General features: G+C 74.2%; 18 protein-coding genes. 9 read left to right on the top strand and 9 right to left on the bottom strand.

Going from position 1 to position 26,789, the window contains the following annotated elements; translation table 11 throughout:
* Positions 1-18 precede the first annotated feature (18 nt).
* Complete coding sequence (locus ACFVT2_RS16590) at positions 19-4,725, top strand: hypothetical protein (RefSeq protein ID WP_390017795.1); 4,707 nt, start codon at positions 19-21, stop codon at positions 4,723-4,725.
* Positions 4,726-4,774: 49 nt separating this feature from the next.
* On the opposite strand, the gene ACFVT2_RS16595 is transcribed toward ACFVT2_RS16590, so the two are convergent.
* On the bottom strand, positions 4,775-5,596 hold the full coding sequence (locus ACFVT2_RS16595; protein WP_390017797.1) for an IclR family transcriptional regulator: 822 nt from the start codon (positions 5,594-5,596) through the stop codon (positions 4,775-4,777).
* A 162-nt stretch (positions 5,597-5,758) separates the two neighbouring features.
* Between ACFVT2_RS16595 and ACFVT2_RS16600 the strand changes: the two genes are divergently transcribed.
* Positions 5,759-6,088 (top strand): bifunctional 3-phenylpropionate/cinnamic acid dioxygenase ferredoxin subunit, encoded by a 330-nt coding sequence (locus tag ACFVT2_RS16600; RefSeq protein ID WP_390017800.1) that lies wholly within the window; start codon positions 5,759-5,761, stop codon positions 6,086-6,088.
* A gap of 28 nt (positions 6,089-6,116) precedes the next feature.
* On the opposite strand, the gene ACFVT2_RS16605 is transcribed toward ACFVT2_RS16600, so the two are convergent.
* Positions 6,117-6,614 (bottom strand): hypothetical protein, encoded by a 498-nt coding sequence (locus ACFVT2_RS16605; protein ID WP_390017802.1) that lies wholly within the window; start codon positions 6,612-6,614, stop codon positions 6,117-6,119.
* 256 nt (positions 6,615-6,870) lie between these two features.
* Here ACFVT2_RS16605 and ACFVT2_RS16610 point away from each other — a divergent pair, with 256 nt between their 5' ends.
* From ACFVT2_RS16610 to ACFVT2_RS16630, 5 genes are all read left to right on the top strand, one after another.
* Positions 6,871-9,636, top strand: a complete 2,766-nt coding sequence (locus ACFVT2_RS16610) for a nitrate- and nitrite sensing domain-containing protein (protein ID WP_390017804.1) — start codon at positions 6,871-6,873, stop codon at positions 9,634-9,636.
* Positions 9,633-10,058, top strand: coding sequence for a roadblock/LC7 domain-containing protein (locus ACFVT2_RS16615; RefSeq protein ID WP_100604147.1), 426 nt, complete (start codon positions 9,633-9,635; stop codon positions 10,056-10,058). Before ACFVT2_RS16610 ends, ACFVT2_RS16615 begins: the two co-directional genes overlap by 4 nt.
* A gap of 34 nt (positions 10,059-10,092) precedes the next feature.
* Entirely contained in the window at positions 10,093-10,506 is a 414-nt protein-coding gene (locus ACFVT2_RS16620) for a DUF742 domain-containing protein (RefSeq protein ID WP_390017806.1), read from the top strand.
* A gap of 201 nt (positions 10,507-10,707) precedes the next feature.
* A complete protein-coding gene (locus ACFVT2_RS16625; protein WP_390017809.1) occupies positions 10,708-11,577 on the top strand; it encodes an alpha/beta fold hydrolase in 870 nt (289 codons plus the stop codon).
* A 202-nt stretch (positions 11,578-11,779) separates the two neighbouring features.
* A complete protein-coding gene (locus tag ACFVT2_RS16630; RefSeq protein WP_390017811.1) occupies positions 11,780-12,391 on the top strand; it encodes an ATP/GTP-binding protein in 612 nt (203 codons plus the stop codon).
* A gap of 146 nt (positions 12,392-12,537) precedes the next feature.
* On the opposite strand, the gene glpK is transcribed toward ACFVT2_RS16630, so the two are convergent.
* From glpK to ACFVT2_RS16655, 5 genes are all read right to left on the bottom strand, one after another.
* Complete coding sequence (gene glpK, locus ACFVT2_RS16635; RefSeq protein ID WP_390017814.1) at positions 12,538-14,097, bottom strand: glycerol kinase GlpK; 1,560 nt, start codon at positions 14,095-14,097, stop codon at positions 12,538-12,540.
* An 85-nt stretch (positions 14,098-14,182) separates the two neighbouring features.
* Positions 14,183-14,950 carry an MIP/aquaporin family protein gene (locus ACFVT2_RS16640; RefSeq protein WP_390017816.1) on the bottom strand — a complete coding sequence of 256 codons (768 nt, stop codon included), beginning with the start codon at positions 14,948-14,950 and terminating at the stop codon, positions 14,183-14,185.
* A gap of 207 nt (positions 14,951-15,157) precedes the next feature.
* Entirely contained in the window at positions 15,158-16,918 is a 1,761-nt protein-coding gene (locus ACFVT2_RS16645; protein ID WP_390017818.1) for a GGDEF domain-containing protein, read from the bottom strand.
* Between the two features lie 294 nt (positions 16,919-17,212).
* A complete protein-coding gene (locus ACFVT2_RS16650; protein WP_390017819.1) occupies positions 17,213-18,070 on the bottom strand; it encodes a M15 family metallopeptidase in 858 nt (285 codons plus the stop codon).
* A 108-nt stretch (positions 18,071-18,178) separates the two neighbouring features.
* A complete protein-coding gene (locus tag ACFVT2_RS16655; protein WP_390017822.1) occupies positions 18,179-20,653 on the bottom strand; it encodes a glycoside hydrolase family 31 protein in 2,475 nt (824 codons plus the stop codon).
* A 284-nt stretch (positions 20,654-20,937) separates the two neighbouring features.
* Here ACFVT2_RS16655 and ACFVT2_RS16660 point away from each other — a divergent pair, with 284 nt between their 5' ends.
* Positions 20,938-22,962, top strand: coding sequence for an acetoacetate--CoA ligase (locus ACFVT2_RS16660; protein ID WP_390017825.1), 2,025 nt, complete (start codon positions 20,938-20,940; stop codon positions 22,960-22,962).
* Between the two features lie 148 nt (positions 22,963-23,110).
* Entirely contained in the window at positions 23,111-24,019 is a 909-nt protein-coding gene (locus ACFVT2_RS16665; protein ID WP_390017828.1) for a hypothetical protein, read from the top strand.
* Between the two features lie 101 nt (positions 24,020-24,120).
* On the opposite strand, the gene ptsP is transcribed toward ACFVT2_RS16665, so the two are convergent.
* Both ptsP and ACFVT2_RS16675 read right to left on the bottom strand, forming a co-directional pair.
* Positions 24,121-25,791, bottom strand: a complete 1,671-nt coding sequence (gene ptsP, locus ACFVT2_RS16670; RefSeq protein WP_390017831.1) for a phosphoenolpyruvate--protein phosphotransferase — start codon at positions 25,789-25,791, stop codon at positions 24,121-24,123.
* An 81-nt stretch (positions 25,792-25,872) separates the two neighbouring features.
* Entirely contained in the window at positions 25,873-26,322 is a 450-nt protein-coding gene (locus ACFVT2_RS16675) for a PTS glucose transporter subunit IIA (RefSeq protein WP_390017834.1), read from the bottom strand.
* Positions 26,323-26,789 lie beyond the last annotated feature (467 nt).

Here is a 26,789-nt window from a genome sequence, read left to right on the forward strand (position 1 = left end):
CACCAACGAGAGTCCGCCATGTACGAGCTGTCCCGGGTCCGCCTCTACTCCATCGGGCCGGCCGGTGCGCGCTACGCCGACACCGTCCTGGACCTGCGCGGGGTCGGCGCGCCGGTGCCCCAGCCGGCCCCGGCCCAGGCGGACTTCTTCGAGGACGAACCGGTCGGCCCGCCGCGCCGCCCGGCCCCCGCCGGCGTGCTCTTCCTGGAGAACGGCGGCGGCAAGTCCGTCCTGCTCAAGCTGATCTTCTCGGTCATGCTGCCCGGCCACCGCAACACCCTCGGCGGCGCCAGCTCCGGCGTGCTCCGCAAGTTCCTGCTCGCCGACGACTGCGGCCACGTCGCCCTGGAGTGGCAGCACGTCGTCACGGGCGAGACCGTCGTGGTCGGCAAGGTCAGCGAATGGCGCGGCCGCCAGGTCTCCAACGACCCCCGCAAGTTCGCCGAAGCCTGGTACAGCTTCCGGCCCGGCCCCGGCATGAGCCTGGACTCCCTCCCGGTCGCCGAGGCCACCCTCGTCCGCCCCCGGACGGAGAACGGCGAGGGCGCCTCCGGCGCGCACGGCCGCCGCCGCACCATGAAGGGCTTCCGCGACGGCCTCACCGAGGCCGGCAAGAACTACCCCAACCTCGACGTGATCTGGGAAGAGGTCCACGAGCGCTGGAACGAACACCTCGGCGACCTCGGCCTGGACCCCGAACTCTTCCGCTACCAGCGGGAGATGAACGCCGACGAGGGCGAGGCGGCCGGCCTCTTCGCGGTCAAGAACGACTCCGACTTCACCGACCTGCTGCTGCGCGCCGTCACCGACACCCGGGACACCGACGGCCTCGCCGATCTCGTCCACGGCTTCGCCCACAAGCTCGGCCGACGCGCCGAGCTCACCGCCGAACGCGACTTCACCGCCGGCTCACTGGACCTGCTCTCCCGCATCGCCGAGGCCGCCGAGACCCGCGAACGGGCCCGCGAGGTGCACGCCGGCGCCGAGCGCCGCACCCGCGGCCTGGCCCAGCGGCTGCACGCCCGCGGCACCGAGGAGCGCGGCCGGGCCGCCGAGCTCGCCGAGGCGGTCGCCGCCGCCGCGCACCGGGTCACCGACGCCGACCGAGGCCGCGAGCGCCGCGCCCTGGTCTCCGCCGAACTCGCCTACCGGCACGCCTCGTTGGCACTGGCCGCCGCCGAGAAGGGCGCCGCCGCCCAACGCCGCGAGCTGAACGACGCCCGGACACTGCACAGCGCCTGGCAGGCCGCCGAGATCGCCCTGCGGCACCGCGCCGCCGCCGACCGCTCCGCGCGGGTAGCCGCCGCCATCCGGGAGGCCGAGCGGGACGCCGCCCCGGCGCTCGCCGCCCGCGCCACCGCCGCCGCCGACCTGGTACGCGCGCTGCACAGCGCCGCCGAAGCCAGTGAAGGTCTCGCCAACGAGGGCGAGGAGCGGTCCGCCGCCCTCCAGGAGACCGGCGAGTCCGCGCACCGCGACGCCACCGCCGCCGCCACCCACGCCCAGCGCGCCCGCAGCGAGTCCGACCACCTCAAGCAGCGGCTCGCCGAGGTCGCCGAGGAGACCGCGGAGGCGGTCCGGGCCGGCTGGCTCGATGCCACCCAGGGCGCTGCGCCGGACGCCGACCCGGCCCGCGCCGCGCTCGCCGCCTCCGACGCCGAGAAGACCGCCGTCGAGGCGTGGGACGCGGCCCGCGAGACCGCCCGGCAGGCCACCGACCGGGCCCGCGAGACCGCGGCGCGGCACTCCGCCGCCGAACTCGCCGCGGCCCGCGCCGAGGACGCCGCACAGGCCGCCGAGCGCGCCCACGACGCCGAGCGGCGGGCCGCCGAATCGATCGGCGCCGAGCAGCGGCTCACCGAACTCCTCGGCCTCCCCGAGGCGCCGACGCTCGCCCTGCCCGGCCCCCGTACGGCCGACGGCACCGGATCCGCAGCCCCGCGCCGCGCCGCCGGACCGCTCACCGCCGAGGAGCTGGACCGCAGCGCCGACGCCCTGCACGAGCTGCTGGAGGGAGGCGTCGCCGCCGCCGAGCGCCAGCTGTTCGACCTGCGGACGGCCGCCGCCGACGACGCCCGGATCCTGGGCGCGCTGGGCGACGGCGGGCTGCTGCCGCCGGGCCCCGACGTGCTGGCCGCGGTGGAGTATCTGGGCGAGCACGGCGTGCCCGCACTGCCCGGCTGGCGCTACCTCGCGCAGTCCGTCGACCCCGCCGACCACGCCCGGGTGCTGACCGCCCGCCCCGAGCTGGTCGACGGCGTGATCATCACCGACCCGGACACCCACGCCCGGGCCCGCGAGGTCCTCGCGCAGGCCGCGCTGCTGCCCCGCTCCGCCGTCGCGGTGGGCACCGCCGCCGCACTGCTGGCCCCCACCCCGGCCCCCGACGCCCAGGACAGCAGCGTCTCCGGCGTATTTCTCGTCCCGCCGAACCCGGCCATGCACGACGAGTCCGCCGCCGACGAGGAGCGCCGCGCACTGCGCGCCCGCGCCACCGAGCGCGACGACGAGATCCGGACGCTGGCCGCCCGGCTCGCCGGGGACCGGGCGCTCGCCGCCCGCCTCGGCTCCTGGCGCACCGGCTGCCCGGCCGGCCGGCTCGCCGAGCTCGCCGAGGCCGCGGAGACCGCCCGGACCGCCGCGGAGGAGGCCGCCGCGGAGCTGGCCGAGGCCCGGACGACCCGCGCCGAGGCCGACGAGGTCGCCACCGAGGCCACCCGGGTACGCGACGAGCGGCAGGAGGCCGCCCAGCGCGCCCGGCGCGCCGCCGACCTCCTCGCCGGCCTCGCCCACCGGCTCCGCGAACGCGCCGGCTGGCAGTCCCGGATGCGGGAACTCGCCGACGAGGCAGCGGAGTTCGAGGCCCGCGCCGAGGAGTGCGTGGACCGCGCCCGGGCCGCCGACGAGGACCGCAGGGCCGCCCAGCGGGCCGCCGACGACGCCCGCCGCACCGCCCGCGCGCTGCGCGCCGAACGCGCCGAGATCGCCGGCGTCCCCGACGACCTGGGCGAGGCCCCGCAGCAGCCGACCACCTCGCTGCCCGCGCTCCGCGAGGCGTACCGCGCCGCCTCCCAGCTCTACGAGAAGGTCGGCGTCGGCGCCGACCTCCGCGCCGAACAGGCCCGCGCCGAGGGCGACGAATCCGCCGCCCTGGCCGAGCTGAACCGCCTCACCAACAAGGTCCGCACCCGTGCCGAGCAGCTGTTGCAGAGCCCGGACGCCGCCGACGGCCCGTCCCGCCAGGCCGCCGCGGGCCGCGCCGAATCGCTGGTGCAGATGTTGGACACCCGCGCCGCGGCCGCCAGCGAGCAGCTGGGCCGGCTGCGCGGCGAGGCGGAGCGGCTGGCGCCCACCGATGGTGAGGCGCACACCGAACTGCCGGACGGCATGGTGCCGACCGGCGCCGACCGGGCCAAGGAACTGCTGCGCACCGCCAACGCCGAACTGGCCACCGCCACCGAGGCCCTTGAGGCCGCCCGCGCCGGGCACGAGGAGCTGCTGCGCGCCCACCGCGGCGCCGAGGACGCCGCCGGCGGCTTCGACGAGACCGCCGCGCTGCTGCGGGATCTGCTGCGGGACCACCCGGACGCCGAGAAGGGGGCGGAGGGCGAGGCCGCGTCGATCGAGCCGTACGCCGGCAGCCTCGCCGAGGCCCGGCAGGCCGCCGCGGAGTCCCGCCGCTCGCTGCGGGGCTGCGCCGCCGACCTCTCCGCCGCCGAGGCCGCGGTCCGCGAGGCTTCCGACGTCCTCGTCCGGCACGCCAACTCCACCCGCTACGAGCAGGTGCGCACCCCCGCCCGGCAGCAGATCCGGGAGCTGCCCGCCGCGGCGCTGCCGGACCACGCCGTCAAGTGGGCGGAGGCGTTCGCGCCCCGCCTACGGGTGCTCACCGACGAACTCGCCCAGCTGGAGCGCAACCGCGGCTCCATCGTCGACCGGCTCCGCGGTCTGGTGGAGTCGTCGTTGACCACGCTGCGCTCCGCCCAGCGGCTGTCCCGACTGCCCGAGGGGCTGGGGGAGTGGTCCGGCCAGGAGTTCCTGCGGATCCGCTTCGAGGACCCCGACCAGGCCACGCTCACCGAGCGGCTGGGCGAGGTCATCGACGAGGCGACCCGCGCGGCGGTCAAGAAGAACAGCGACCTGCGCCGGGACGGGATGTCCCTGCTGCTGCGCGGGGTGCAGGCCGCGCTCCAGCCGCGCGGGGTGGCGGTGGAGATCCTCAAGCCGGACGCGGTGCTGCGCGCGGAGCGGGTCCCGGTGGGGCAGATGGGCGACGTCTTCTCCGGCGGCCAGCTGCTGACCGCCGCCATCGCCCTGTACTGCACCATGGCGGCGCTGCGCAGCAACGACCGGGGCCGCGACAAGCAGCGGCACGCCGGCACGCTGTTCCTCGACAACCCCATCGGCCGCGCCAACGCCACCTATCTGCTGGAGCTCCAGCGCGCCGTCGCCGACGCCCTGGGCGTCCAACTCCTCTACACCACCGGCCTGTTCGACACCACCGCACTCGCGGAGTTCCCGCTGGTGATCCGACTGCGGAACGACGCGGACCTGCGGGCGGGCCTGAAGTACATCAGCGTCGAGGAGCATCTGCGCCCGGGCCTGCCGCAGGCGGACCCGTCCGGCGAGCCGGTGCACGGGCAGATCACGGCGACGCGGATGTACCGCCGCCCGGAGGAGCCGGCAGGGGCCGCGCCGGCAGGGGCCGCGCCGGCCGCCGGCTGAGCGGGCCGGCTGAGCGGGCCGCCCGGACGGGGCGGCCGCCGCGCCGGGCTCAGCCGCCGTACCCCATGCGGCGGGAGAGCTCGGCCGCGGCCTTCACCGCCGCCTTCGCCAGCTCCGGGAGGTGTTCGCGGGCCATGCGGTAGGCGGGCCCGGAGACCCCGAGCGCCCCGATGACCGTCCCGTCGTAGGCGTGGACGGGCGCCGCGACGGCGTTCAGCCCGGTCTCGAACTCCTCGGTGGTGCAGGCGAATCCGTCCTCCCGGGCGGCCGCCAGCTGTTCCCGCACGGTGGCCGGGGTGGTCAGGGTGCCGTCGGTGAACCGCGCCAGCTTGCGGCCCAGTAGTGCCTTCCGGCGCTCCCGGGGCAGGTGGGCCAGCAGGACCTTGCCGCTGGCGGTGGCGTGCAACGGGGTGCGCCGGCCCAGCCAGTTGAAGGCGGTCACCGCGGCGGAACCCCGGGCCTGCATGATGTTGACCGCGGCATCGCCGTCCAGCACCGCGATGTTGGCGGTCTCCCCGGTCTCGTCGGCCAGCGCCCGGCACACCGGCTGGCCCTCCTGCGAGATGTCCAGCCGGATCGCCGCGGCGCCGGCCAGCCGCAGCACCCCGGCGCCCAGGAAGTACTTGCCGCGCTCCTTCTCCTGCTCGACCAGGCCGCGGTTCTCCAGGACGCCCAGGATCCGGAAGGCGGTCGACTTGTGGACGCCCAGCTCGTCGGCGAGTTCGGTGACCCCGGCCTCGCCCAGCCGGGCCAGGCTCTCCAGCACGCTCACCGCGCGGTCCACGGACTGGACGGAGCTCGCCCCGCGTCGTTCCTCGGCGCGCTGGTCGGCCGCGTCCGCTGCGTCCGCCGCGTCTTTCGTGTTCGCCATGGCTTTTCGCCTCACCACCCGTTGCCCCCGACGGGCACGTCCTGGGGCCGCTCACCGGGAAGCCCTTGACGGGGCGCTCCCCGACTTGGATTCTGTTGCGCATCGCGAGATGCAATGCGCGATTCACAACGCCATGATACCGATCAGCGCGAGGGGGGCCAGATGTTTCCCGTCTGCCGCATCGAGGACCTGCCGGTCGGCGAGTCCGTCCGGATCGAGATCGACGACACCACACCCGCCATCGCCGTCTTCCACACCGAGGACGGGCTCTACGCCGTCGACGACACCTGTAGCCACCAGGACGCCTCCCTCTCCGAGGGCTGGGTCGAGGGCTGCTTCGTCGAATGCCCGCTGCACGCCGCCCTGTTCGACCTGCGCACCGGAGCGCCGACCTGCCTGCCCGCCCGCCGTGCCGTGCGCACCCACGAGGTCGGCGTCCTGGACGGGATGATCCACGTCCGGCCCGCCGTGCGCGAGGAGGCGGTGGCCTGACCGCGGCCCCGGCCGGGGCCCCGGCCCGTCAGGCCGCCGCGCGATCCGTCCGCGACGGCTCCTCCGACGGCCGCCGGCGCCCCTGCCGACGGGCCACCCGGCGCTCCCGGCGCAGTTGCCGGGCGGTGCTGCTCGGCTCGGACCGGACCCCGTGACGCTGGACCCAGACCTGGCGGGTCACCCACACGTCCAGCACCGCCCAGGTCGCGACGATCGTGCTGGCGACCGTGCACAGGACCGCGGGGAACGCGAACCAGGACCTTGCGAGCGTGCACAGGAAGGCCACCATGGCCTGGATCAGGGTGACCGCCACGATGATCACGGCGCGCACCGCCGCCGTGCGCACCGGGTCGGCCATCCGACGCCGGGTCACCGGCTCCTCCTGCCACAAAGGACGCCTGCCGCGGTCCATCGCGTCACACTCCCCGTACTCTCCCCGGACCCCGCCCCGGCTGTCCGACTCCTCGGTGGCTGCCCGGGTTTCACCGGATACATGCCACACGGACCGGGCTGCTGTCCACTCCACGTCCCCCTCCGTCACCACACACCGGGGCGCACGGACGTATCCGGGCGGGGGCGGAGCCGGTCGCACGCCCGGGTGGCCATAGCCACACTCGGCGGCCGACCGCCCGGGCATCGCCGGACAACTCGTGACGATCCCGCCCCTCCCGCGCCCCCCGCTGCCCCGCTGGGCCTCGGATCGATCCCCCGACAGTAGTAGGCTCACGCCGCTGTTGACGGAACACCACCCCCGTACGCGCGGGGTCGACGTAGGGGAGGCCATGCGCTTTCGCGGGAGGTCGGTCCGCCGGAAGATCGTGGCGCTGCTGCTCGTGCCGCTGGTGTCCCTGACGCTGATGTGGAGCATCACGACGTACGTCACCGGCCGCCAGGCCAACCAGCTCCTCGACGTCGGCACCGTCGTCCGGAACCTCGGCTACCCGGTCGAGGACACCATCCAGGCCATCCAGCGGGAACGCCGCCAGAGCCTCCTCTACCTCGCCGACCGCCGCGGCGCCAACGCGCTCGGCGAACTCCGCAACCAGACCCGGGCCACCGACGACGCCGTGACCCGGCTGCACGACAACGTGGACACCCCGGACGTCCGCGCGGACCTGGCCGGTTCGGCCGTCAGCCGGCTCGACGAGCTCGTCAAGGGCCTCGACGGCCTGGACGCCCTGCGCACCCAGGTCGAGGACAACCGGCTCAGCCGCGACGAAGCCATGGAGTCCTACAACGCCCTGATCGACCCCGGCTACGACCTGCTCGCCGCGTTCCACGCCCTGGAGAACGTCGAGATGGACAAGCAGGGCCGGGCGTTGGTCAACCTCACCCGGGCCCGCGAGGCGTTCTCCCGCGAGGACGCCCTGATGTCCGCGATCCTCACCTCCGGCAGCATCAGCAAGCGCGACCAGCGCGCCCTCTCCGACCGGGTCGCCGAGCGCCGCATCCTCTACAGCACCAACCTCCCGCTGCTGCCGGCCACCGACCGCGGCACCTTCGAGGACTACTGGCGCTCCGCCGGCGCCCGCGAACTCACCTCCTACGAGGACCGGGTGATCGCCGCCGACCCCGCGAGCGCCGCACACGCGGTCAACGCGGACCGCTGGAACACCGCCGCGGAGAAGGTTCTCGGCGACCTCGGCCGGTTGGGCAGGGAGGCCGGCGACCACTACCAGGAGCGGGTCGCCCCGATCGCCAGCCGGATCGTCCTCAAGGCCGTCGCCACCGGCGTCCTCGGCTTCATCGCGCTGCTCGTCTCGGTCATCGTCTCGCTACGCATCGGCCGCCGGCACGTCCGGGACCTGACCCGGCTCCGCAAGACCGCCCACGAGGTCTCCGGCGTCCGGCTGCCGAGCGTGATGCGCCGGCTGGCGGCCGGCGAGCGGGTCGACGTGGAAACCGAGGCGCCCCGGCTGGAGTTCGGCCCGGAAGAGACCGGCCAGGTCGGGCAGGCGCTCAACACCCTCCAGCGGGCCGCCGTCGAAGCCGCCGTCAAACAGGCCGACATGCGCCGCGGCGTCTCCGAGGTGTTCGTCAACCTCGCCCGCCGCAACCAGGTCCTGCTGCACCGTCAGCTGACCCTCCTGGACGCCATGGAGCGGCGTACCGAGGACACCGACGAACTCGCCGACCTGTTCCGGCTCGACCACATGACGACCCGCATGCGCCGGCACGCCGAGGGCCTGGTCATCCTCTCCGGCGCGGCCCCCTCCCGGCAGTGGCGCAAACCGGTCCAACTGATGGACGTGGTGCGCGCGGCGGTCGCCGAGGTCGAGGACTACGAGCGGATCGAGGTCCGCCGGCTGCCCCGGCTCGCGGTGGACGGCCCCGCGGTCTCCGACCTCACCCACCTGATCGCCGAACTCCTGGAGAACGCCACCGTCTTCTCCCCGCCGCACACCGCCGTGCAGGTACTGGGCGAACGGGTCTCCAACGGCTACACCCTGGAGATCCACGACCGCGGCCTGGGCATGGCCCCCGACCAACTGCTGGACGCCAACCTCCGGCTCGCCGAGACCCCCGAGTTCGAACTGTCCGACACCGACCGGCTCGGCCTCTTCGTCGTCAGCCGGCTCGCCCAGCGGCAGGGCGTCCGGGTCTCCCTCCAACCCTCCCCGTACGGCGGCACCACCGCCGTGGTCCTCGTCCCCGGCACGCTCCTCACCGACACCGGTGAGGGCGCCCGCGACGCCGGACGGGCCGCCGCCGACACCGCGGCCGGGTCCGAAAACCCTGCGAACCACGCGACCCCCGAGGCCCCGGCCCTCGACCCGCTCGCCCAGGTGCCGGTGCCGCTGCCCCAGCGCACCCGGCGCGGCGTCCTCGACGGCCCGGTCGAACTGGAGGCGCCGCTGTCGCCGGTCGAACGGGACCCGGCGGACCTCGTCGACGACGAGGGGAACGTGTTCCGCGACCGGGTGCGCAGCCGCGGGAACCGGGCACCGGCCGCCGCGCCCGGCGGCCCCCAGATCGTCCCGGAGCCCGCCGCCGACCCGTCCGGCGAACAGCACCAGCAGGCCGGCGACCAGGCGCCGACCGGCCGGCTCACCCCGCTGCCGCGCCGCCCCCGCACACCGGTCCTGGTCTCCGACCACGGCCGGACCGTGGACGGCGCCCGGACACCGGACGCCCCGCGCGGCAAGGACGGCCCGGCGGACCCCGCCGAACCGCCGGCCACCGCGCCGCACACCCCCAAGGGCACCCCCAAGGACACCCCGGCCGGCGGCACCCCCGCCCCGACCACCACCCCCAAGGGCCTGCCCCGCCGGGTGCGCCAGGCCAGCCTCGCCCCTCAACTCAAGGCCGACCAGGCCGCCGAGCCCCCGGCGGAGCGACCGGCCGCAGCGACCGAACCGGCCGCTGACGACCGGGACGCCGAGGCGGTCCGGGCCCGGATGGCCTCGCTCCAGCGCGGCTGGCAGCGCGGCCGCCGGGAGAACGGCGAGGCCCCCCACACCCCCACACCCCCGGACCCGGAAACCGGAGACGGCACCGCCGGGGGCGCAACAGCACCACGAACCACATCGGGAGAGGACGGTCCATGACCGCACCGAAGGCATCCGCTTCCACCGCAGCCTCGCCGCACGGATCCGGGGAGCTGAACTGGCTCCTGGACGAGCTGGTCGAGCGGGTCGGCAGCATCCGCAAGGCACTGGTCCTCTCCAGCGACGGCCTGGCCACCGGCGCCTCCAAGGACCTCACCCGCGAGGACAGCGAGCACCTGGCCGCGGTCGCCTCCGGCTTCCACAGCCTCGCCAAGGGCGTCGGCCGGCACTTCGACGCCGGGCAGGTCCGACAGACCCTGGTCGAGCTGGACGACGCGTTCCTCTTCGTCAGCGCGGCCGGCGACGGCAGTTGCCTGGCGGTCCTCGCCGACGCCGACTCCGACGTCGGGCTGGTCGCCTACGAAATGACCCTGCTCGTCAAGCGCGTGGGCACACACCTGGGCACCGCGCCCCGGTCCTGACCAGCCGGCCGACGAGTACGACTACGGTGACGCCATGACCGATCAGGAGGGCCGACCGACCCCGGAACGGCATCCGGCCCGTTGGTTCGACGATGAGGCAGGCCCGGTCGTCCGCCCGTACGCGATGACGCGCGGGCGCACCCGCACGGCCGCCGAGGGGCGACTGGACCTGATCGCGCTGGTGATCGCGGGGAGCCGGGGCGGGGAGCCGATCGCGGATCAGACGCTCTCCCCGGAGCACGTCGACATCGTCGACCTGTGCCGGGAGGAGCCGCAGTCGGTCGCCGAGCTGGCGGCCGAGTTCGACCTGCCGGTGGGCGTGGTACGGGTCCTCATCGGCGACCTGCTGGACGCCGGGCTGGTCCACGTCACCCGCCCGGTTCCCCCGGCCGAGCTGCCGGACGAACAGGTGCTGCGCGAGGTCATCGACGGCCTGCGCGCCCTGTGACGGCGCGGCCGGCCGCCGCCGCGGACCGCCCTGCAGCCCGCCCCCTTCCCGGGCGGGCGGCAGCCGTCACCGGCCCCGCGCCACCTTGTTGAGCGGGCGCTCACCGCCCGACTACGGTGGCAGTTGATCACCCGTCACCCAGCGCCGGCCGGCACTCCGTGCCTCGTGCCGTGGCCGGCCCCCGGACCCGAGGAGCCCCCCATGGCCGCCGACGACGCCCCCTTCGAACGCCTGCGGATCACCGCCGGCCCGTACACCTTCGACGCCCTGGCCAGCGGCCCGGCCGACGGCGAGGTCGTCCTGCTGCTGCACGGCTGGCCCGAGTTCGCCGACTGCTGGCACGCCGTCCTGCCCGCCCTGGGCGCCGCCGGCTACCGCGCGCTCGCCGTCGACCAGCGCGGCTACTCCCCGGACGCCCGCCCGCCGCGGATCGCCGACTACGCCGTCCCCGAACTCGTCGCCGACGCCCTCGCTTTCGCCGACGCCCAGGGCGCCGACCGCTTCCACGTCGTCGCCCACGACTGGGGCGGCATGGTCGCCTGGGCCCTGGCCGGCGCCCACCCCGAGCGGCTGGCGTCGCTGACCGTGCTCGCCACCCCGCACCCCGAGGCGCTCAACCGTGCCGCCGCCGGCGACCCCGAACAGCACCGCCGGCTGGACTACGTCCGCTTCTTCCGCCGCCCGGACGGCGCCGCCGAGTCCGCCCTGCTCGCCGACGCCGCGGCCCGCTTGCGTGCCGTCTACGGCGGCAAGGTCCCCGCCGAACTGGTCGAGGCCAACGTCCGACGGCTCGCCGAGCCCGGCGCGCTGACCGCGACCCTGAACTGGTACCGCGCCCCCGAGACGGTGATCTCCGTCCCCGCCGGGCGGATCGCGGTGCCCACCCTCTTCCTGTGGGGCAGCGAGGACATCGCCCTGGGGCGCGGTGCGGCCGAGTCGACGGGGGAGTGGATGGACGGCCCCTACCGTTTCGAGGCCCTGGAGGGCGCCAGTCACTGGCTGCCGGAAGAGGTGCCCGCACTGGTCACCCCGAAGATCCTCGGCCATCTCGCCGCCCACCGGCAGGGCTGATCCGCCCGTCGCACGGTCCTTTTGGGTCGGTTGGCGGCCTCTGCCCGGGGGCCCCGCACAATCGAGCCGCACCTCAAGTGGGCGCCGCACGACGCACGTTGTACGGTGCACTGGCGACCACCGTCGGTGGTCGCCCGCACACGGGACGCCTCGCGCTGCCCTCGTGTGCCCCGCATCCTCGGCAACCAGGAGAAGGAAACCCATGGTCTTCGGGCGTTCTGAGCGCCGTAGCCGGCCCATCCCGGCCGAGTCGGTGACGCTCAAGATCCTCGTCGCGGGTGGCTTCGGCGTCGGCAAGACCACCCTGGTGGGCGCGGTCAGCGAGATCCGGCCGCTGCGGACCGAGGAGCGGCTGACCGAGGCCGGCCGTCCGGTCGACGACCTCCACGGCGTCGAGGCCAAGTCCACCACCACCGTCGCGATGGACTTCGGCCGGATCACCGTCCACGACGCACTGGTCCTCTACCTCTTCGGCACCCCCGGCCAGGACCGCTTCTGGTTCCTGTGGGACGAGTTGGCCCGCGGTGCGCTCGGCGCGGTCGTGCTCGCCGACACCCGCCGCCTGGCGGACAGCTTCGCCGCCATCGACTACTTCGAGCGCCGCGACCTGCCCTTCGTCGTCGCCGTCAACTGCTTCGACGGCGCCGACCGCTACCCCGCCGACAGCGTCAAGGACGCCCTGGACCTCGACCCCGCGGTCCCGGTGGTGCTCTGCGACGCCCGCGAGCGGGACTCCGCGCGGGACGTGCTGGTCGCCGTCGTCGAGCACGCGATGCGGCGCGGCGCCCAGCGACGGGAGCCCGCCCTGCCCTGACCGGCGCCGCCCCGGCCCGCGCCCGCACGGCGCCGCCGCGGCCCCGGCCCGCGCCGCCCGGACCCGCGCTTCCCTGACAGGGCGCGGAAGTACGGCCCGTACCCCGCCGCCCGGGGTGCGGGCCGTACGCCTGCCGGCCCGCCGACTCAGGACGCGCTGCCGCCGTCCTCCGCCAGCCAGCCGAAGCTCCGCCGCACCGCCCGCCGCCAGTTGCCGTACTCGCGCTCCCGGGCCGCCGCGTCCATCCGCGGCGTCCACTCGGTGTCGGGCTGCCAGTGGGACCGCAGCTCGTCCAGGTCCTGCCAGACGCCGGTGGCGAGCCCGGCCGCGTACGCGGCGCCCAGGCAGGTCGTCTCCGGGACCACCGGGCGGATCACCGGTACCCCCAGCACATCCGCCTGATGCTGCATCAACAGATGGTTGGCGGTCATCCCGCCGTCGGCCTTCAGCCGGGTGATCCGCACCCCCGAGTCCTGGAACATCGCGTCCACCACCTCGCGGGTCTGCCAGCTGGTCGCCTCCAGTACCGCCCGCGCCAGGTGGGCCTTGGTGACGTAGCCGGTCAACCCGGTGATCACCCCGCGTGCGTCGGCCCGCCAGTACGGCGCGAACAGCCCCGAGAACGCCGGGACGACGTAGGCGCCGCCGTTGTCCGGGACGCTCGCCGCCAGCTCCTCGATCTCGGCCGCCGACCCGATCAGCCCGAGCTGGTCGCGGAACCACTGCACCAGCGCGCCCGTAATGGCGATCGAGCCCTCCAGGCAGTAGACGGGCGGCTCCCCGCCGAGCTGGTAGCCGAGGGTCGTCAGCAGCCCGTTCTTCGAGGTCACCGGCCGGTTGCCGGTGTTCAGCAGCAGGAACGAGCCGGTGCCGTAGGTGTTCTTGGCCTCGCCGACGCCGTAGCAGGTTTGCCCGAAGACCGCCGCCTGCTGATCGCCCAGTGCCGACGCCACCGGGACCCCGGCCAACTGCCCCACCGCCGTCCCGTACACCTCGGCCGACGACCTGATCTCCGGCAGCATCGCCGCCGGCACCCGCATCGCGGACAGGATCGCCGGATCCCACTGGAGGGTGGCCAGGTCCATCAGCAGGGTGCGGCTGGCGTTGGTGACGTCCGTGACGTGCACCCCGCCGTCGGTGCCGCCGGTCAGGTTCCAGATCAGCCAGGAGTCGACGGTGCCGAACGCGATCTCGCCGCGCTCGGCGCGGGCCCGCAGCCCCGGCACCTCGTCCAGCAACCAGGCCGCCTTCGGCCCGGAGAAGTAGCTCGCCAACGGCAGCCCGGTGGTCTCCCGGAAGCGGTCCTGACCGGCCGCGCCGCCCAGTTCGGCGCAGAGTCGGTCGGTACGGGTGTCCTGCCAGACCACCGCGTGGTGCACCGGCCGGCCGGTGGCCCGGTCCCACAGGACCGTGGTCTCCCGCTGGTTGGTGATGCCCAGTGCGCTCAACTGGTCGGCCCGCAGCCCCGCCCTGGCCAGCGCCCCCGCCACCACGTCCTGCACCTTCGCCCAGATCTCGGTGGCGTCGTGCTCCACCCAGCCGGGTCTGGGGAAGATCTGGCGGTGTTCCCGCTGGTCGACGGCGACCACCGCGCCGGCGCGGTTGAAGATGATGCAGCGGCTCGACGTGGTGCCCTGGTCGATCGCGGCAACGTACGCCCCGTCCGCCCCGTGCCGCCCGGCCGTTCCGGTGTGCTGGCTGGTCATCCGTGCCGCCTCCCGAAGTCGTGGCTGGTACTGGCCGATACCGGCCCGCTGTCCGACGGAACCCGCGCCCGGGTGCCGCCCGCCGTCAGAACACCGCCGTGTACACCAGCCCCGACAGCACCGCGCCCAGCAGCGGCCCGGCCACCGGGATCCACGCGTAACCCCAGTCGGACGGGCCCTTGTTGGGGATCGGCAGCACCGCGTGCGCGATCCGCGGGCCCAGGTCGCGGGCCGGGTTGATGGCGTACCCGGTGGGCCCGCCGAGCGACAGGCCGATGCCGACCACGAGCAGCGCCACCAGCAGCACGTTGATCCCGGAACCGTAGACGCCCACCCGTGCACCCGGCACCTGGCCGAGCCCGATGCCCTGGTTCCGGCCGAAGAACAACAGCGGCAGCACCAGCCCGACGGTGGCGATCACCTCGGTGACGAGGTTGGCGACCGGCCGGCGGACCTCCGGGGTGGTGGCGAAGACCCCCAGCGTCGGCTGGGCCTTGCCCGGCTCGGCGTTGGCGGCGAACTGCGCGAAGTACAGCGCCCAGGCCAGTACCGCCCCGAGCACCGCCCCGACCAGCTGCGCCAGCACGTACAGCGGCACCTTCGCCCACGGGGTGCCGCCGGCCACCGCCGAGCCCAGCGTCACCGCCGGGTTCAGGTGCCCGCCGGACAGCGGCGCCGCGGTGTACGCGCCGGCCAGCACACCCAGGCCCCAGCCGAAGGCGATCACCACCCAGCCGGCGCCCTTGGCCTTCGAGTGGTGCAGGGTGACCGCGGCGCACACCCCGGACCCGAACAGGATCAGGACCGCGGTACCGATCACTTCACCGACGACGATGTCCCCATTGGCATACAAGGCGGCTCCTCGGCCCTTGCCCGGGGGCGGGCCCCGGTCCTCCGTGCAGGGTGCGTGCCGTGCCTGGCCACGGCGGTGCCCGCGGGCATCCGGCGACCGGCACCCGGAAGTGTTCTCCGTGGCTGAGGGACCGTCAAGGTCGCGCACACGAAGGGAGTTGGGGGTTCCGGAGGTTCCGCCGGCCGACTGTCGGGCGGGGTCCGGCGGTCAGCCGCGGGCCCGCGCCCCCTCCTGCCCGGCGGGCGCACCGCCCCCGGCGTCCGACGCCTCCGCGGCCTCCGCGGCCTCCGCCTCGGGCGGTTCCGACACCCACGCGGGAGCCCCCCGCCGGACCTCCGTACGCGCCGACCCCGGCCGCCCGACCACCCAGCTCGCCCCCGGCAGCTCCTTGGCGGCCTTCTTCAACGGCGCCAGCGCGGCCGCCGCCGGACCGTGCCCGGTGACACTGCCGGGCGGGCAGACCACCGTCGCCAGCGACAGCGTCACCGGCATCTCACCCGCCGACCAGCCCACGTCCAGCAGTGCCTTCGCGAACGGCTCCAGCCCGTCCGGCTCGGCCAGCACCAGGAAGTCGTCCCCGCCGATGTGCCCCACCCGGCTGGCGGGCTCGTCCGCCGCCACCTCCGCCAGGGTCCGGCCCACCGCCCGGATCAGCTCGTCGCCCGCCGCGAACCCGGCCCCGTCGTTGACCTGCTTGAAGCCGTCCACGTCCAGCCAACTCAGGGCGAACTCCCGACCCTCGGCGATCCGCCGGTCCACCTCGCCGTTGACCGCGTCCGAACCGGGCAGCCGGGTCAGCGGATTGAGCCGGGCCGCCTCCTCCACCCGGCTCTCGGTCAGTGCCCGCAGGATGTCGGCGAGGTGCACCACTCCGATGCAACGGCCGTGTTCGTCCACCACCGCCACGTCGTCGCCGGTACGGTCCCGCTCCCCGTCGGCGATCATGTCCAGCACCTGCCAGGCGGTGGCGTCCGCGCCCACCGTCCGCGGCCGGTCCGCCAGCCGCAGCGCCGGCCGGTCCGCATACAGCGCGTGCCCGTAGCGACCGGAGAGCGACAGCAGGAAGCGGTCCCGGTCGATCGCCCGCACCGGCACCCCGTCCGCGTCCACCAGCAGCACCCCCGACACCTCCGGGAACCCGGTCAGATGGCTGCGCACCGCCCCCGCCGACGCCGACATCGGCAGCAGCGCCGCGGGTTGCAGGAACTGCGCCACCGGCGGCCCCGACGGCGGACGCTCGGCGACCGGCCGGCCGCTCGCCGCCGGCGGGTGCGCGGCCGGCACATACACCTCCGTCACCACCCGCCGCGACGGCGGCGCGAACAGATGCCCCTGTGCCAACTGCACCCCGGCCTCCCGCACCGCCGCGTACTGCCGCTCGGTCTCCACCCCCTCGATGGCCAGCAGTCCGCCCACCCGCTCGCACAGCTGCCGCATCGCGGCCACCGCCGCCTGCCGCCCCGGATCGCGTTCCAGCCGCGTACACAGCGAACGGTCCAGCTTGACCAGGTCCGGCATCAGCTCACCCAGCAGCCGCAGCGGAAGATCGCCGTCCCCGACCCCGTCCGCGCAGATCCGGTAGCCCTCGTCCCGCAGCCCCGCCACCGCGGCCAACAACTCCCGCTCCGGGACCGGGGCGAACGGCCCCACCAGATCCAGGGTGATCTCCCACGGCCGCCGGCCCGCGTCCCGCACCGCCTTGCCCAGTGACGTCAGCTCCGGCCGCCGCGCGACCGTCCCCGCGAACACGTTGACGTGCAGCGGTAGCAGCGTCTCCTGCTCCGCCGCGGCCCGCACGGCGAGCGCGGCCAGCTCGGCGTCCAGATCAGGGCAGCGACGTGCGCAGGTCAGCACGTCGACCTCGCCGTCCTCGGGTCTGGCGAGGGGCTCCAGCGCGGCGACCGAGCCGGTCGCGAGGTTCACCACGGGCTGGAATGCGAAGCGGAGCTGGTTCGTCCAGGCAGGCACGAGCAGCAGGATGCCGCTCCCGGGGCACCGACGGCGCCTCGTTCACGCACTGTTCACGCACCCTTCCGGAGCGTACGGCGGCGAAGGCCGCAACCCGAGCCGCCCAAACCGCCTCTGACGCTCCATCAGGAACGAGTGGCCCCGCCCGCCCGCCGCGCAACGCCGGTACAACCATCGCCGCGCAACACCGTTACAGCCACCGCCGTGCAACGCCGTTACAGCCACCGCCGCGCCCGCGCACAAAGGGACCCGCCCGAGCCCGGAGCCGCCCGCACCCGGGGCCACCCCCGGCTTTCAGTGCCGCACCAGCGAACTCCGCGCGATCGGGAAATCGAAATAGGTGTCCGGAAACGTCTCCGGCGAGAACGTGTAATGCCACCACTCGTCCGCGTAATTCACGAACCCGGCCCGCTCCAACCCCTCCTTCAACAGCAGCCGATGGGCCCGCTGCCTCCCCTTGATCCGCGGATCGAGAGTGTGCGCGAGGGTGTCGAAACAGTCGAAGCCGGTCCCCATGTCCAGCGAATTGTCCGGGAAACGGCTCGCCTTGGGCCCGAAACACGACGTCAACGGCTCCCCGGGCACATACGGCCGGGTCGGCACCGCCGGCAACCGGACCAGCGTCAGATCGACCGTACTGCCCCTGCTGTGCCCCGACTTCTCCGCGATGTACCCGTCCCGGAACAGCACCGACTTGTCCACCCGCGGATAGAACTCCGCCTTCATCCGCTGGTCGGACAGATCCTTCGCCCAGGCCACGAAGTGATCCACCGCCCGCTGCGGCCGATAGCAGTCATAGACCTTGAGGGAATAGCCGCGCCGCAGAAAAGCGACCTGCGCCCGGTGCATCGCCCGCGCCGCATCCCGGGTCAGAATGCACATCGGCTCGCGATAGCCCGTCACCGGCACGCCCATGAAATCGTGCGGAGTGGCGTAGCGGATCTCCTGAATGATCGTGGGATCGACATCGCGCAGTGCCACGAACTCCTTCGGCGCCTTGGGGTCGTCGGCCCCCGCGCCACCAGCGGCGCTGCGCGAGCGCGGCGGCGCCTCGGCGGTGCCCGCCACGGCGCTCGACGGGACGACGGTGACGGTGAGCAGGGCGGCGGCAGCGGCGGCCAGGCCGCGCCAGACAGCAGCAAGTCTCGGCATGCCACCTCGTCTACCAGGCGCGGCGGGTACGGGGAACCCCCTCGCCGGCCACCCGTATACCGCCGCACCCCCACATCGCACCCCCAACAGGCCGGCCCCGCCGCCCCGTTACCCGGCCACCGGCCCCGCCCCCTCCCCGGCCAGCCCCCGCACCCGCACCGGATACCCCGCCGGACCCCCGCCCCGCCGCTCCACGACCACCCGACCGCCCTCCCACCGGGTGGTGAACCGCTCCACCTCCGGCCGGCGCCAGCCGTCCCCACCGTCCGGCACCAGCACCCCACCGCCCGTACGCCCGACCGCCGGCGCCCACACCTCCAGCTCCGTCCCGCCGTCCGCACCCACCACCGGCAGCACCGCACCGGCCCGCGCCAACACCGGAATACGGGACAGCGGCGCGTCCACCCACACCCGGCCCGGCCCGTCGTACGCCCGCCCGGTCGCGGTGTCGTACCACCGGCCGCGCGGCAACCGCACCTCCCGCCGCACCGCCCCCGCCTCCAACACCGGCGCCACCAACAACGAGTCCCCCAACAGGAACGCGTCCTCACAGTCCCGCAGCGCCCGGTCCCGCGGCGCACTCCACCACACCGGCCGCACGTACGGCGCCCCCGACAGCCGCGCCAACTGCCCCAACGTCACGAAATACGGCACCAACCGGGTCCGCTCCCGCAGCGCCGCCCGCGCATGCTCCAGCACCTCGTCCCCGTACTCCCACGGCTCCCGCCGCCCCGCCCACAGCGCCGAATGCGTACGGAACAACGGCAGGTACGCCCCCAACTGGAACCACCGCAGATACAACTCCGGCGACGGCACCCCCGAGAACCCGCCCACATCCGGCCCGCTGTACGGCACCCCGCACAGCCCCAGCCCCAGCACCAGCGCCAACGACGCCCGCAGCCCCGGCCACCCGGTCGCCACGTCCCCCGACCACGTCCCCCCGTACCGCTGAAGCCCCGCCCAACCCGACCGGGAGAACAAGAACGGCCGCTCCCCGGGCCGCAGTTCGCACAGCCCCTCGAAGGCCGCCTGCGCCATCGCCAACCCGTAGACGTTGTGCGCCTCCCGATGGTCACCACCGCGGCCCTCCAGGTCGTGCCGCGCCGACCGGGGCAACGTCGACTCCCCGAACGCCGCGAACGACACCGGCTCGTTCATGTCGTGCCACACCCCCGCGAACCCCTGCGCCAACCGCTCCGCGTACAGCGCCCCCCACCACTTGCGCACCCGCGCATCGGTGAAGTCCGGGTACACCGACTCGCCGGGCCACACCACGCCCCGCACCGTCCGCCCCCGCGCGTCCCGCACGAACGCGTCCGCCGCCACCCCGCTGTCGTACACCGCGTTCCCCGGCTCCGCCTTCACCGCCGGATCCACGATCGACACCAACCGCACCCCCGCGGCCCGCAACTCCCCGGCCAACCCCGGCAGATCCGGATACCGCTCCCGGTCCACCGTGAACACCCGGTGCCCGTCGTAGTGGTCGATGTCCAAATGGACGGCCGACAGCGGCAACCCTCGCTCCCGATAGCCCGCCACCACCCGCCGCACCTCATCCGCACCACCGAACCCCCACCGGGCGTGCTGGTACCCCAGCGCCCAACGGGGCGGCAGCGCCGGCGCACCCGTCAGCACCGCCCACCCCAACAACACCCGGGCCGGCGTCCCCGCCACCACCCAATAGCGCAGCGGCCCGCCGTCCATCCGCAGCTCACAGGTGCCCGGCCGATCGTGCCCGGAACCGGCGCCCTCCACGCCTTCGTGCAACGACACCCGGCCGTCCCAGGAGTTGTCGTGGAACACCAGGTGCGTCCCCGCGTCCGCCACCACCAACTGCACCGGCATCGTCAGGTACAGCGGATCGTCCCCGGGCCCGAACGCGCCGCCCGGATCGGTGTTCCACAGCCGGTACACCCCGTCCCGCAACCGCGGACCGGCCGACCGGCCACCCAGCCCGAAGAACCGCGCGTCGGCCGCCACCTCCGACCGCTGCACCCACCGTGACGCCATCACCCCGGCGGGCCGCCCGTCCCCGTCCACACCGACGTCCTCCGCACCGCCCCCGGCGACACCGACCGCGCCGTCCACCGCACTGTCCACCGCGCCGTCCTCAGCCCGGTGCCACCAACGCGGCGGCAACTCCCGCCGCAGCAGCGCACCACCCGGCGTCCGCACCTCCACCGCACCGAACCGGGACACCACCACCAGCACCCGCTCCGAGACGATCCGCCAGCCACCCTCCTTATCCGGCTCCAGCACCACCCGCGGATCCACCGCAGGACACGCCCCGGCCAACGCGTACGAAGGCTCCGGCCCGGCCCCGTCCCAACCGCAGAACACCGCACCGCCCGCCGCGACCCGCACCCGCAGCGACGACCGCGCGAAACGGATCACCCCGCCGCCCGGCAACGGCTCCGCCCCACGCGCCTCACCCGGCACCCGCGCCCGCTCCGCCCCCCGGCGCGGCAACGCCCGCGCATCCGCTCTGCTCCGCCGCCACGCCGCACGCACGGACCGCAGCCCCTGCGCCGGCCCGACCGCCTTGACCATCCGTACCGACCGCACCAGATCACGCCCGTCCATGCCGGTCAGCCTGCCATTGACGAGCCCCCGGGCGGGAACCGTTCAACTGCCGTTCACCTGCACAGGGACAACCGGACACCTGCCGACCCCCGGCCCCCCTCACCCCACCGGCCGGAACCCCCTCACCTATGGCGGCCCCCACCACCCCCGAATGTGCGGATCCACCCTGGTGCACAAGTCGATCACATGGCATCGTCCAGGCAAGCCGGTCACGCGCACCGCCGGGGGACCCCCACCTCGCACGCGACCGCCGCCCACGACGCGTACCTGCCAGGAGCCGCATCATGACCACCGCACCGCACTCCGCCGCCCAACCGGCACCGGAACCCCTCTGGCAGCCCGGCCCGGACCGGATCGCCGGCGCACAGGTCACCCGCTTCCACGCCTGGGCCGCCACCCACCACGGCGCACCCGCCCCCACCCCCGGCGACCCCGCGGCCGGCTACGCCGCCCTGCACCGCTGGTCCGTCGACCACCTCCCGACCTTCTGGCAAGCCGTCGTCGAATGGTTCGACGTCCGCTTCGGCACGCCCTACGACACCGTCCTCGCCGACCGCACCATGCCCGGCGCCCGCTGGTTCCCCGGCGCCACCCTCAACTACGCCGAACACGCCCTACGCGCCGCCGAGGACCCCGCCCGCGCCGACACCCCCGCACTGCTCCACGTCGACGAGCGCCACCAACCCGCCCCCGTCACCTGGGCCGAGCTCCGCACCCAGGTCGGCTCACTGGCCGCCGCCCTCCGCCGCCTCGGCGTCCGCCCCGGCGACCGCGTCAGCGGCTACCTCCCCAACGTCCCGCAGGCCGTGATCGCCCTCCTCGCCACCGCCGCGGTCGGCGCCGTCTGGACCTCCTGCGCCCCCGACTTCGGCGCCCGCAGCGTCCTGGACCGCTTCCAGCAGGTCGAACCGGTCGTCCTGTTCACCGTCGACGGCTACCGCTACGGCGGCAAGGAACACGACCGCCGCGACACGGTCGCCGAACTCCGCGCCGAACTCCCCACCCTGCGCGCCGTCGTCCACGTCCCCCTGCTCGGCACCCCCACCCCCGAAGGCGCCCTCAACTGGTCCGACCTGACCTCGGACCTCACCGAACCGGTCTTCGAACAGGTCCCCTTCGACCACCCGCTGTGGGTCCTGTACTCCTCCGGCACCACCGGCCTCCCCAAGGCGATCGTCCAGTCCCAGGGCGGCATCCTCCTCGAACACCTCAAACAGACCGGCCTGCACTGCGACCTCGGCCCCGACGACCGCTTCTTCTGGTACACCTCCACCGGCTGGATGATGTGGAACTTCCTCGTCGGCGGCCTCCTCGCCGGATCCACGATCGTCCTGTACGACGGCAGCCCCGGACACCCCGACACCAGCGCCCAGTGGCAGGTCGCCGCCGCCACCCGCACCACCGTCTTCGGCACCTCCGCCGCCTACGTCATGGCCTGCCGCAAGGCCGGCCTGCACCCCGCCCGCGACCTCGACCTCTCCACCGTCACCTGCGTCGCCACCACCGGCTCCCCGCTCCCGCCCGACGGCTTCCGCTGGCTGCACGACAGCTTCGCGGAGAGCGGCGCCGACCTGTGGACCGCCTCGGTCAGCGGCGGCACCGACGTCTGCAGCTGCTTCGCCGGCGCCGTCCCCACCCTCCCCGTCCACATCGGCGAACTCCAGGCCGCCTGCCTCGGCACCGACCTCCAGGCATGGGACCCGCAGGGCGAACCCGTCATCGACGAGGTCGGCGAACTGGTCGTCACCAACCCCATGCCGTCCATGCCCACCCGCTTCTGGAACGACCCCGACGGCGCCCGCTACCACGACAGCTACTTCGACATGTACCCCGGCGTCTGGCGACACGGCGACTGGATCACCCTCACCTCCCGCGGCAGCGTCGTCATCCACGGCCGCTCCGACTCCACCCTCAACCGCCAGGGCGTCCGGATGGGCTCCGCCGACATCTACGAGGTCGTCGAACGCCTCCCCGAGATCCGCGAATCCCTCGTCATCGGCCTCGAACTCCCCGACGGCGACTACTGGATGCCCCTCTTCGTCCACCTCGCCCCCGGCGCCACCCTGGACGACGCCCTGCGCGACCGCATCAAGCGGACCATCCGCGCAGAACTCTCCCCCCGCCACGTCCCCGACGAGATCATCGAAGCCCCCGGCGTCCCGCACACCCTCACCGGCAAGCGCATCGAGGTCCCGATCAAACGGCTCCTGGCCGGCACCCCCCTCGAAAAGGCCGTCAACCCCGGCTCCGTCGACAACCTCGAACTCCTCCGCTTCTACGAGCGGATCGCCGCCGACCGCGCCAAGTGACCCCGCCCCGGCGCCGGCGGCACCCCGCCCCGGCGCCGGCCCCCTCCACCGCCGACCGCCCCACCGGCGCAGCCCCGCCGATGTCAGACCCCCCGATTACTCTCGGTGACAAGTGACGTCCGACCAGCGCACCCACCGAGGGGGAGCCATGACACCCACCACCCGCCCCACCCACCACCCCGCCGGCCATCCGCTCCGCCGCGACCTCCCCAGCACCGCCGCCGTCCTCGCCGACGCCCGGGACTTCGCCGCCATGCGCCGCTACCGCACCTTCCCGTTCGACGACCACCGCGGCTACCTCCAGCAACTCGACACCCTGCTGCGCACCCTCGCCGCCCAGGGCGTGCACACCACCCTCTGCCTCTTCGACCCGGCCGCCTACGCGCACTACTGCACCGACCACGGCCTCGACCCCGACGACCCAGGCAGCCGCAGCCGCTACACCGCCGCCGTCGCCTGCACCGGCGCCACCCTCGCCTACGACGGCACCCCGCTCGACCGGCTCCTCCCACTCCTCACCGAGGAAGCCGCCCGCCGAGCCTCCTGGGACCGCGCCACCGCCCTCCTCGCCCGCGCCGGCCGCTGCCCGGAGTGCGGCCAGGACCTCGCCCACGCGGCCTTCACCCGCGCCACCACCGCCCTCCAACACCTCCTCACGGCCCTGGGGGAGGGCACCCACCACCTCGTCTGCACCCTCCCCGACACCACCGGCTCGCTCCGCGCCTACGTCCAGGCCACCGCCGCCCCCGACGGCACCCCACCCCGCCTCCCCGAATCCGAGACCCTCATCTTCTGCACGGTCCTCGCCGCCGCCCTGGCCCGACCCACCACCGGCGCCCTCGTCTGCCGCACCACACCCGCCACCGACGCCCCCACCGCCACCGTCCGCGGCTGGCGCCTCCGCGACGCCTGGCCGGACCCCATCAGCGCCGCCGAAATCTTCGACGCCTACTGCACCGACCCCGAAACCGACGAACCCATCCCACCCGAGCACCGCGTCGACTACGCCCCCGGCCTGCCCCTCCCACCCCCACCAGGCCCGCACTGCCACCCCTGACCCCCACCGCCCGGGCCCCCGCACCCATGCGAACGGCCGCCCCGCCACCAGGCGGGACGGCCGTCCCCACACACCTCACACGGCGCCGCGCGCCAGCCGGATCACTCCCCGGAGAGCACCGCCTGCGCGGCCGCCCGGGCATCCGCAGCGGTGTCCGCGGCCCGCGCCGCGGCCGCCGCCCGCTCACACTGAGCCAGCGTGTGCTTGGCCAGCGTCGCCCGCACATACGGAATCGACGCCGCACCCATCGACAGGCTGGTGACCCCAAGACCCGTCAGCACGCACGCCAACAGCGGATCGGAGGCCGCCTCACCGCACACGCCGCAGCTCTTGCCCTCGGCCTTCGCCGCCTCGGCCGAAGCCGCCACGAGGTCCAACAGCGCCGGCTGCCAAGGGTCCTGAAGCCGCGACACCGCGCCCACCTGCCGGTCCGCCGCAAAGGTGTACTGCGCCAGGTCGTTGGTCCCCAGGGAAAGGAACTCCACCTCCTGGAGGATCGACCGCGCCCGCAGCGCCGCCGACGGAATCTCCACCATCGCGCCGAACTTCGCCCGCAGCCCGGCCTCCCGGCAGGCATCCGCGAACGCCTTGGCGTCGATCCGGTCCGCCACCATCGGGGCCATGACCTCAAGGTAGACAGGCAGCCCCTCGGCGGCCTTCGCCAGCGCCCGGAGCTGCGTCCGCAGCACCTCGGGGTGGTCCAGCAGGCTCCGCAGACCCCGCACCCCCAGCGCCGGATTCGGCTCGTCCGCAGGCGTCAGGAACTCCAGCGGCTTGTCCGCCCCGGCGTCCAGCACGCGCACCACCACGCGCCCCTCCGGGAAGGCTTCCAGCACCTTCCGGTACGCCTCGACCTGCTTCTCCTCCGACGGCGCCTGCTTGCTGTCGTCCAGGAACAGGAACTCCGTACGGAACAGCCCGACGCCCTCCGCACCGGCCTCCACCGCCGCCGGCACGTCCGCCGGCCCACCGACGTTCGCCAGCAGCGGCACCTTGTGCCCGTCCGACGTGGCGCCCGGACCGGACGACGCCGACAGCGCCGCCTTCCGCGCCTCGGCAGCCGCCGTCAGCTCAGCCCGCTTCTCCTCATTCGGGCTGACGAAGACCTCACCCGTGCTGCCGTCCACGGCGATCACGGTGCCCTCGGCAAGCTCACCCGCACCCGGCAGCGCCACCACGGCCGGCACCCCCAGCGCCCGCGCGAGAATCGCACTGTGGCTGGTCGGCCCGCCCTCCTCGGTCACGAACCCGAGCACCAGCGTCGGGTCCAGCAACGCGGTATCGGCCGGCGCCAGGTCCCGCGCGATCAGCACGTACGGCTCATCGCTGTCCGGCACGCCCGGCATCGGCACACCGAGCAGCCGCGCAACGATCCGGTTCCGCACGTCATCGAGGTCGGCCACCCGGCCCGCCAGGTACTCACCCGCCCCGGCCAACAGCGCCCGGTAGGCCGCGAACGCGTCGTACACCGCGCGCTCGGCCGTGCTGCCCACGGCGATCCGCCGCTCGACGTCGGCCATCAGCTCGGGGTCCTGGGCCATCATGGCCTGGGCCTCCAGCACGTGCTGCGCCTCGCCGCCCGCCAGGTTGCCCCGCGCGATCAAGTCGGCAGCCACAGCTTCCACGGCCTGGCGCGCGCGCCCCTGTTCGCGCTCCGCCTCCTCCGTCGGAATCTGCTTGGCCGGCGGCTCCAGCACCGCCGTCCCCATATGCCGAACCTCGCCGATGGCCACGCCGTGGCTCACCCCGACGCCCCGCAGCGTTGTCTCCATGTCACCCGTCTCCGGTCGTTGCGGCGGGCCCGGCCGCCGCGGTGGATGTCGTACCTGCCGTCTCGCAACGGCGTCCGGCTGCTACTGCCAGGAGAAGAGCGCGTCGCCGGCCTTGAGGGCGCCGTCCTCGCGCACCTCGCCGAGCGAGTCCGCAGTGGCCTCCAGCGCAACGACCGGGCACACCGGCGACTTACCGGCCTCCTCGACCGCGGCCGGGTCCCAGCGCACGACGGCCTGTCCGCGAGTAACGGTGTCGCCCTTGTTCACCAGCAGCTCGAAGCCCTCGCCATTGAGCTGCACGGTGTCGATGCCGAGGTGCGTCAGTACGCCGTGTCCCTCGGCGTCCACAACGACGAACGCGTGCGGATGCAGCGAGACGATGACGCCGTCCACGGGCGATACTGCCGCCGACGGCTCACGGACCGGGTCAATGGCGGTACCGGGACCCACCATCGCGCCGGAGAAGACGGGGTCCGGCACTGCCGCGAGCCCGATTGCGCGTCCTGCAAGAGGGGACGTCACGGTGGTCATGGGAAACCTCCCAGGGGTGAAGATTCATCAGGTCGCCGTCACTACCTGTCCCGGACGGCGCACCGTTGAGAAGCGTAAGTCATAAGAACTGACGGTTCCGCATGACAGAGCCCAGTTGTGCCCCGCCCAGGTGCGGAATCGATTTGCCTCGCCCACCGGCCCCCTGTACTGTCTGAGATCTGCCCCGGACAGACAGGAAGCGTTTCGACGCAACTGACTGAGTGGGCGGCACTCCTTCAGAGTCATGATCCAGATTCTCGAATCATGCGCTTCTGCATGCTTGCAGAAAAGCGGTGGTCCGAAGGCCGGAAAAGCCCTGATAGAGTGTGAAACACCGAAGGGAAGCGCCCGGCGGAAACCCGAGAGGGAATCCAAAGGAAGCGTCCGTTCCTTGAGAACTCAACAGCGTGCCAAAAGTCAACGCCAGATATGTTGATACCCCGTCTCCATCATGGAGATGAGGTTCC

It is taken from the genome of Streptomyces sp. NPDC058000 (assembly GCF_042886435.1).
Classification (GTDB): Bacteria; Actinomycetota; Actinomycetes; order Streptomycetales; family Streptomycetaceae; genus Streptomyces.

Bases quoted from the DNA above. Each gene is read 5' to 3' on its own strand.
- ACFVT2_RS16630 (WP_390017811.1), top strand. From the start codon at position 11,780: ATGGTCTTCGGGCGTTCTGAGCGCCGTAGCCGGCCCATCCCGGCCGAG.
- ACFVT2_RS16620 (WP_390017806.1), top strand. From the start codon at position 10,093: ATGACCGATCAGGAGGGCCGACCGACCCCGGAACGGCATCCGGCCCGT.
- ACFVT2_RS16665 (WP_390017828.1), top strand. From the start codon at position 23,111: ATGACACCCACCACCCGCCCCACCCACCACCCCGCCGGCCATCCGCTC.
- ACFVT2_RS16610 (WP_390017804.1), top strand. From the start codon at position 6,871: ATGCGCTTTCGCGGGAGGTCGGTCCGCCGGAAGATCGTGGCGCTGCTG.
- ACFVT2_RS16625 (WP_390017809.1), top strand. From the start codon at position 10,708: ATGGCCGCCGACGACGCCCCCTTCGAACGCCTGCGGATCACCGCCGGC.
- ACFVT2_RS16655 (WP_390017822.1), bottom strand. From the start codon at position 20,653: ATGGACGGGCGTGATCTGGTGCGGTCGGTACGGATGGTCAAGGCGGTC.
- ACFVT2_RS16650 (WP_390017819.1), bottom strand. From the start codon at position 18,070: ATGCCGAGACTTGCTGCTGTCTGGCGCGGCCTGGCCGCCGCTGCCGCC.
- ptsP (WP_390017831.1), bottom strand. From the start codon at position 25,791: ATGGAGACAACGCTGCGGGGCGTCGGGGTGAGCCACGGCGTGGCCATC.
- glpK (WP_390017814.1), bottom strand. From the start codon at position 14,097: ATGACCAGCCAGCACACCGGAACGGCCGGGCGGCACGGGGCGGACGGG.
- ACFVT2_RS16615 (WP_100604147.1), top strand. From the start codon at position 9,633: ATGACCGCACCGAAGGCATCCGCTTCCACCGCAGCCTCGCCGCACGGA.
- ACFVT2_RS16660 (WP_390017825.1), top strand. From the start codon at position 20,938: ATGACCACCGCACCGCACTCCGCCGCCCAACCGGCACCGGAACCCCTC.
- ACFVT2_RS16675 (WP_390017834.1), bottom strand. From the start codon at position 26,322: ATGACCACCGTGACGTCCCCTCTTGCAGGACGCGCAATCGGGCTCGCG.
- ACFVT2_RS16590 (WP_390017795.1), top strand. From the start codon at position 19: ATGTACGAGCTGTCCCGGGTCCGCCTCTACTCCATCGGGCCGGCCGGT.
- ACFVT2_RS16595 (WP_390017797.1), bottom strand. From the start codon at position 5,596: ATGGCGAACACGAAAGACGCGGCGGACGCAGCGGACGCGGCCGACCAG.
- ACFVT2_RS16600 (WP_390017800.1), top strand. From the start codon at position 5,759: ATGTTTCCCGTCTGCCGCATCGAGGACCTGCCGGTCGGCGAGTCCGTC.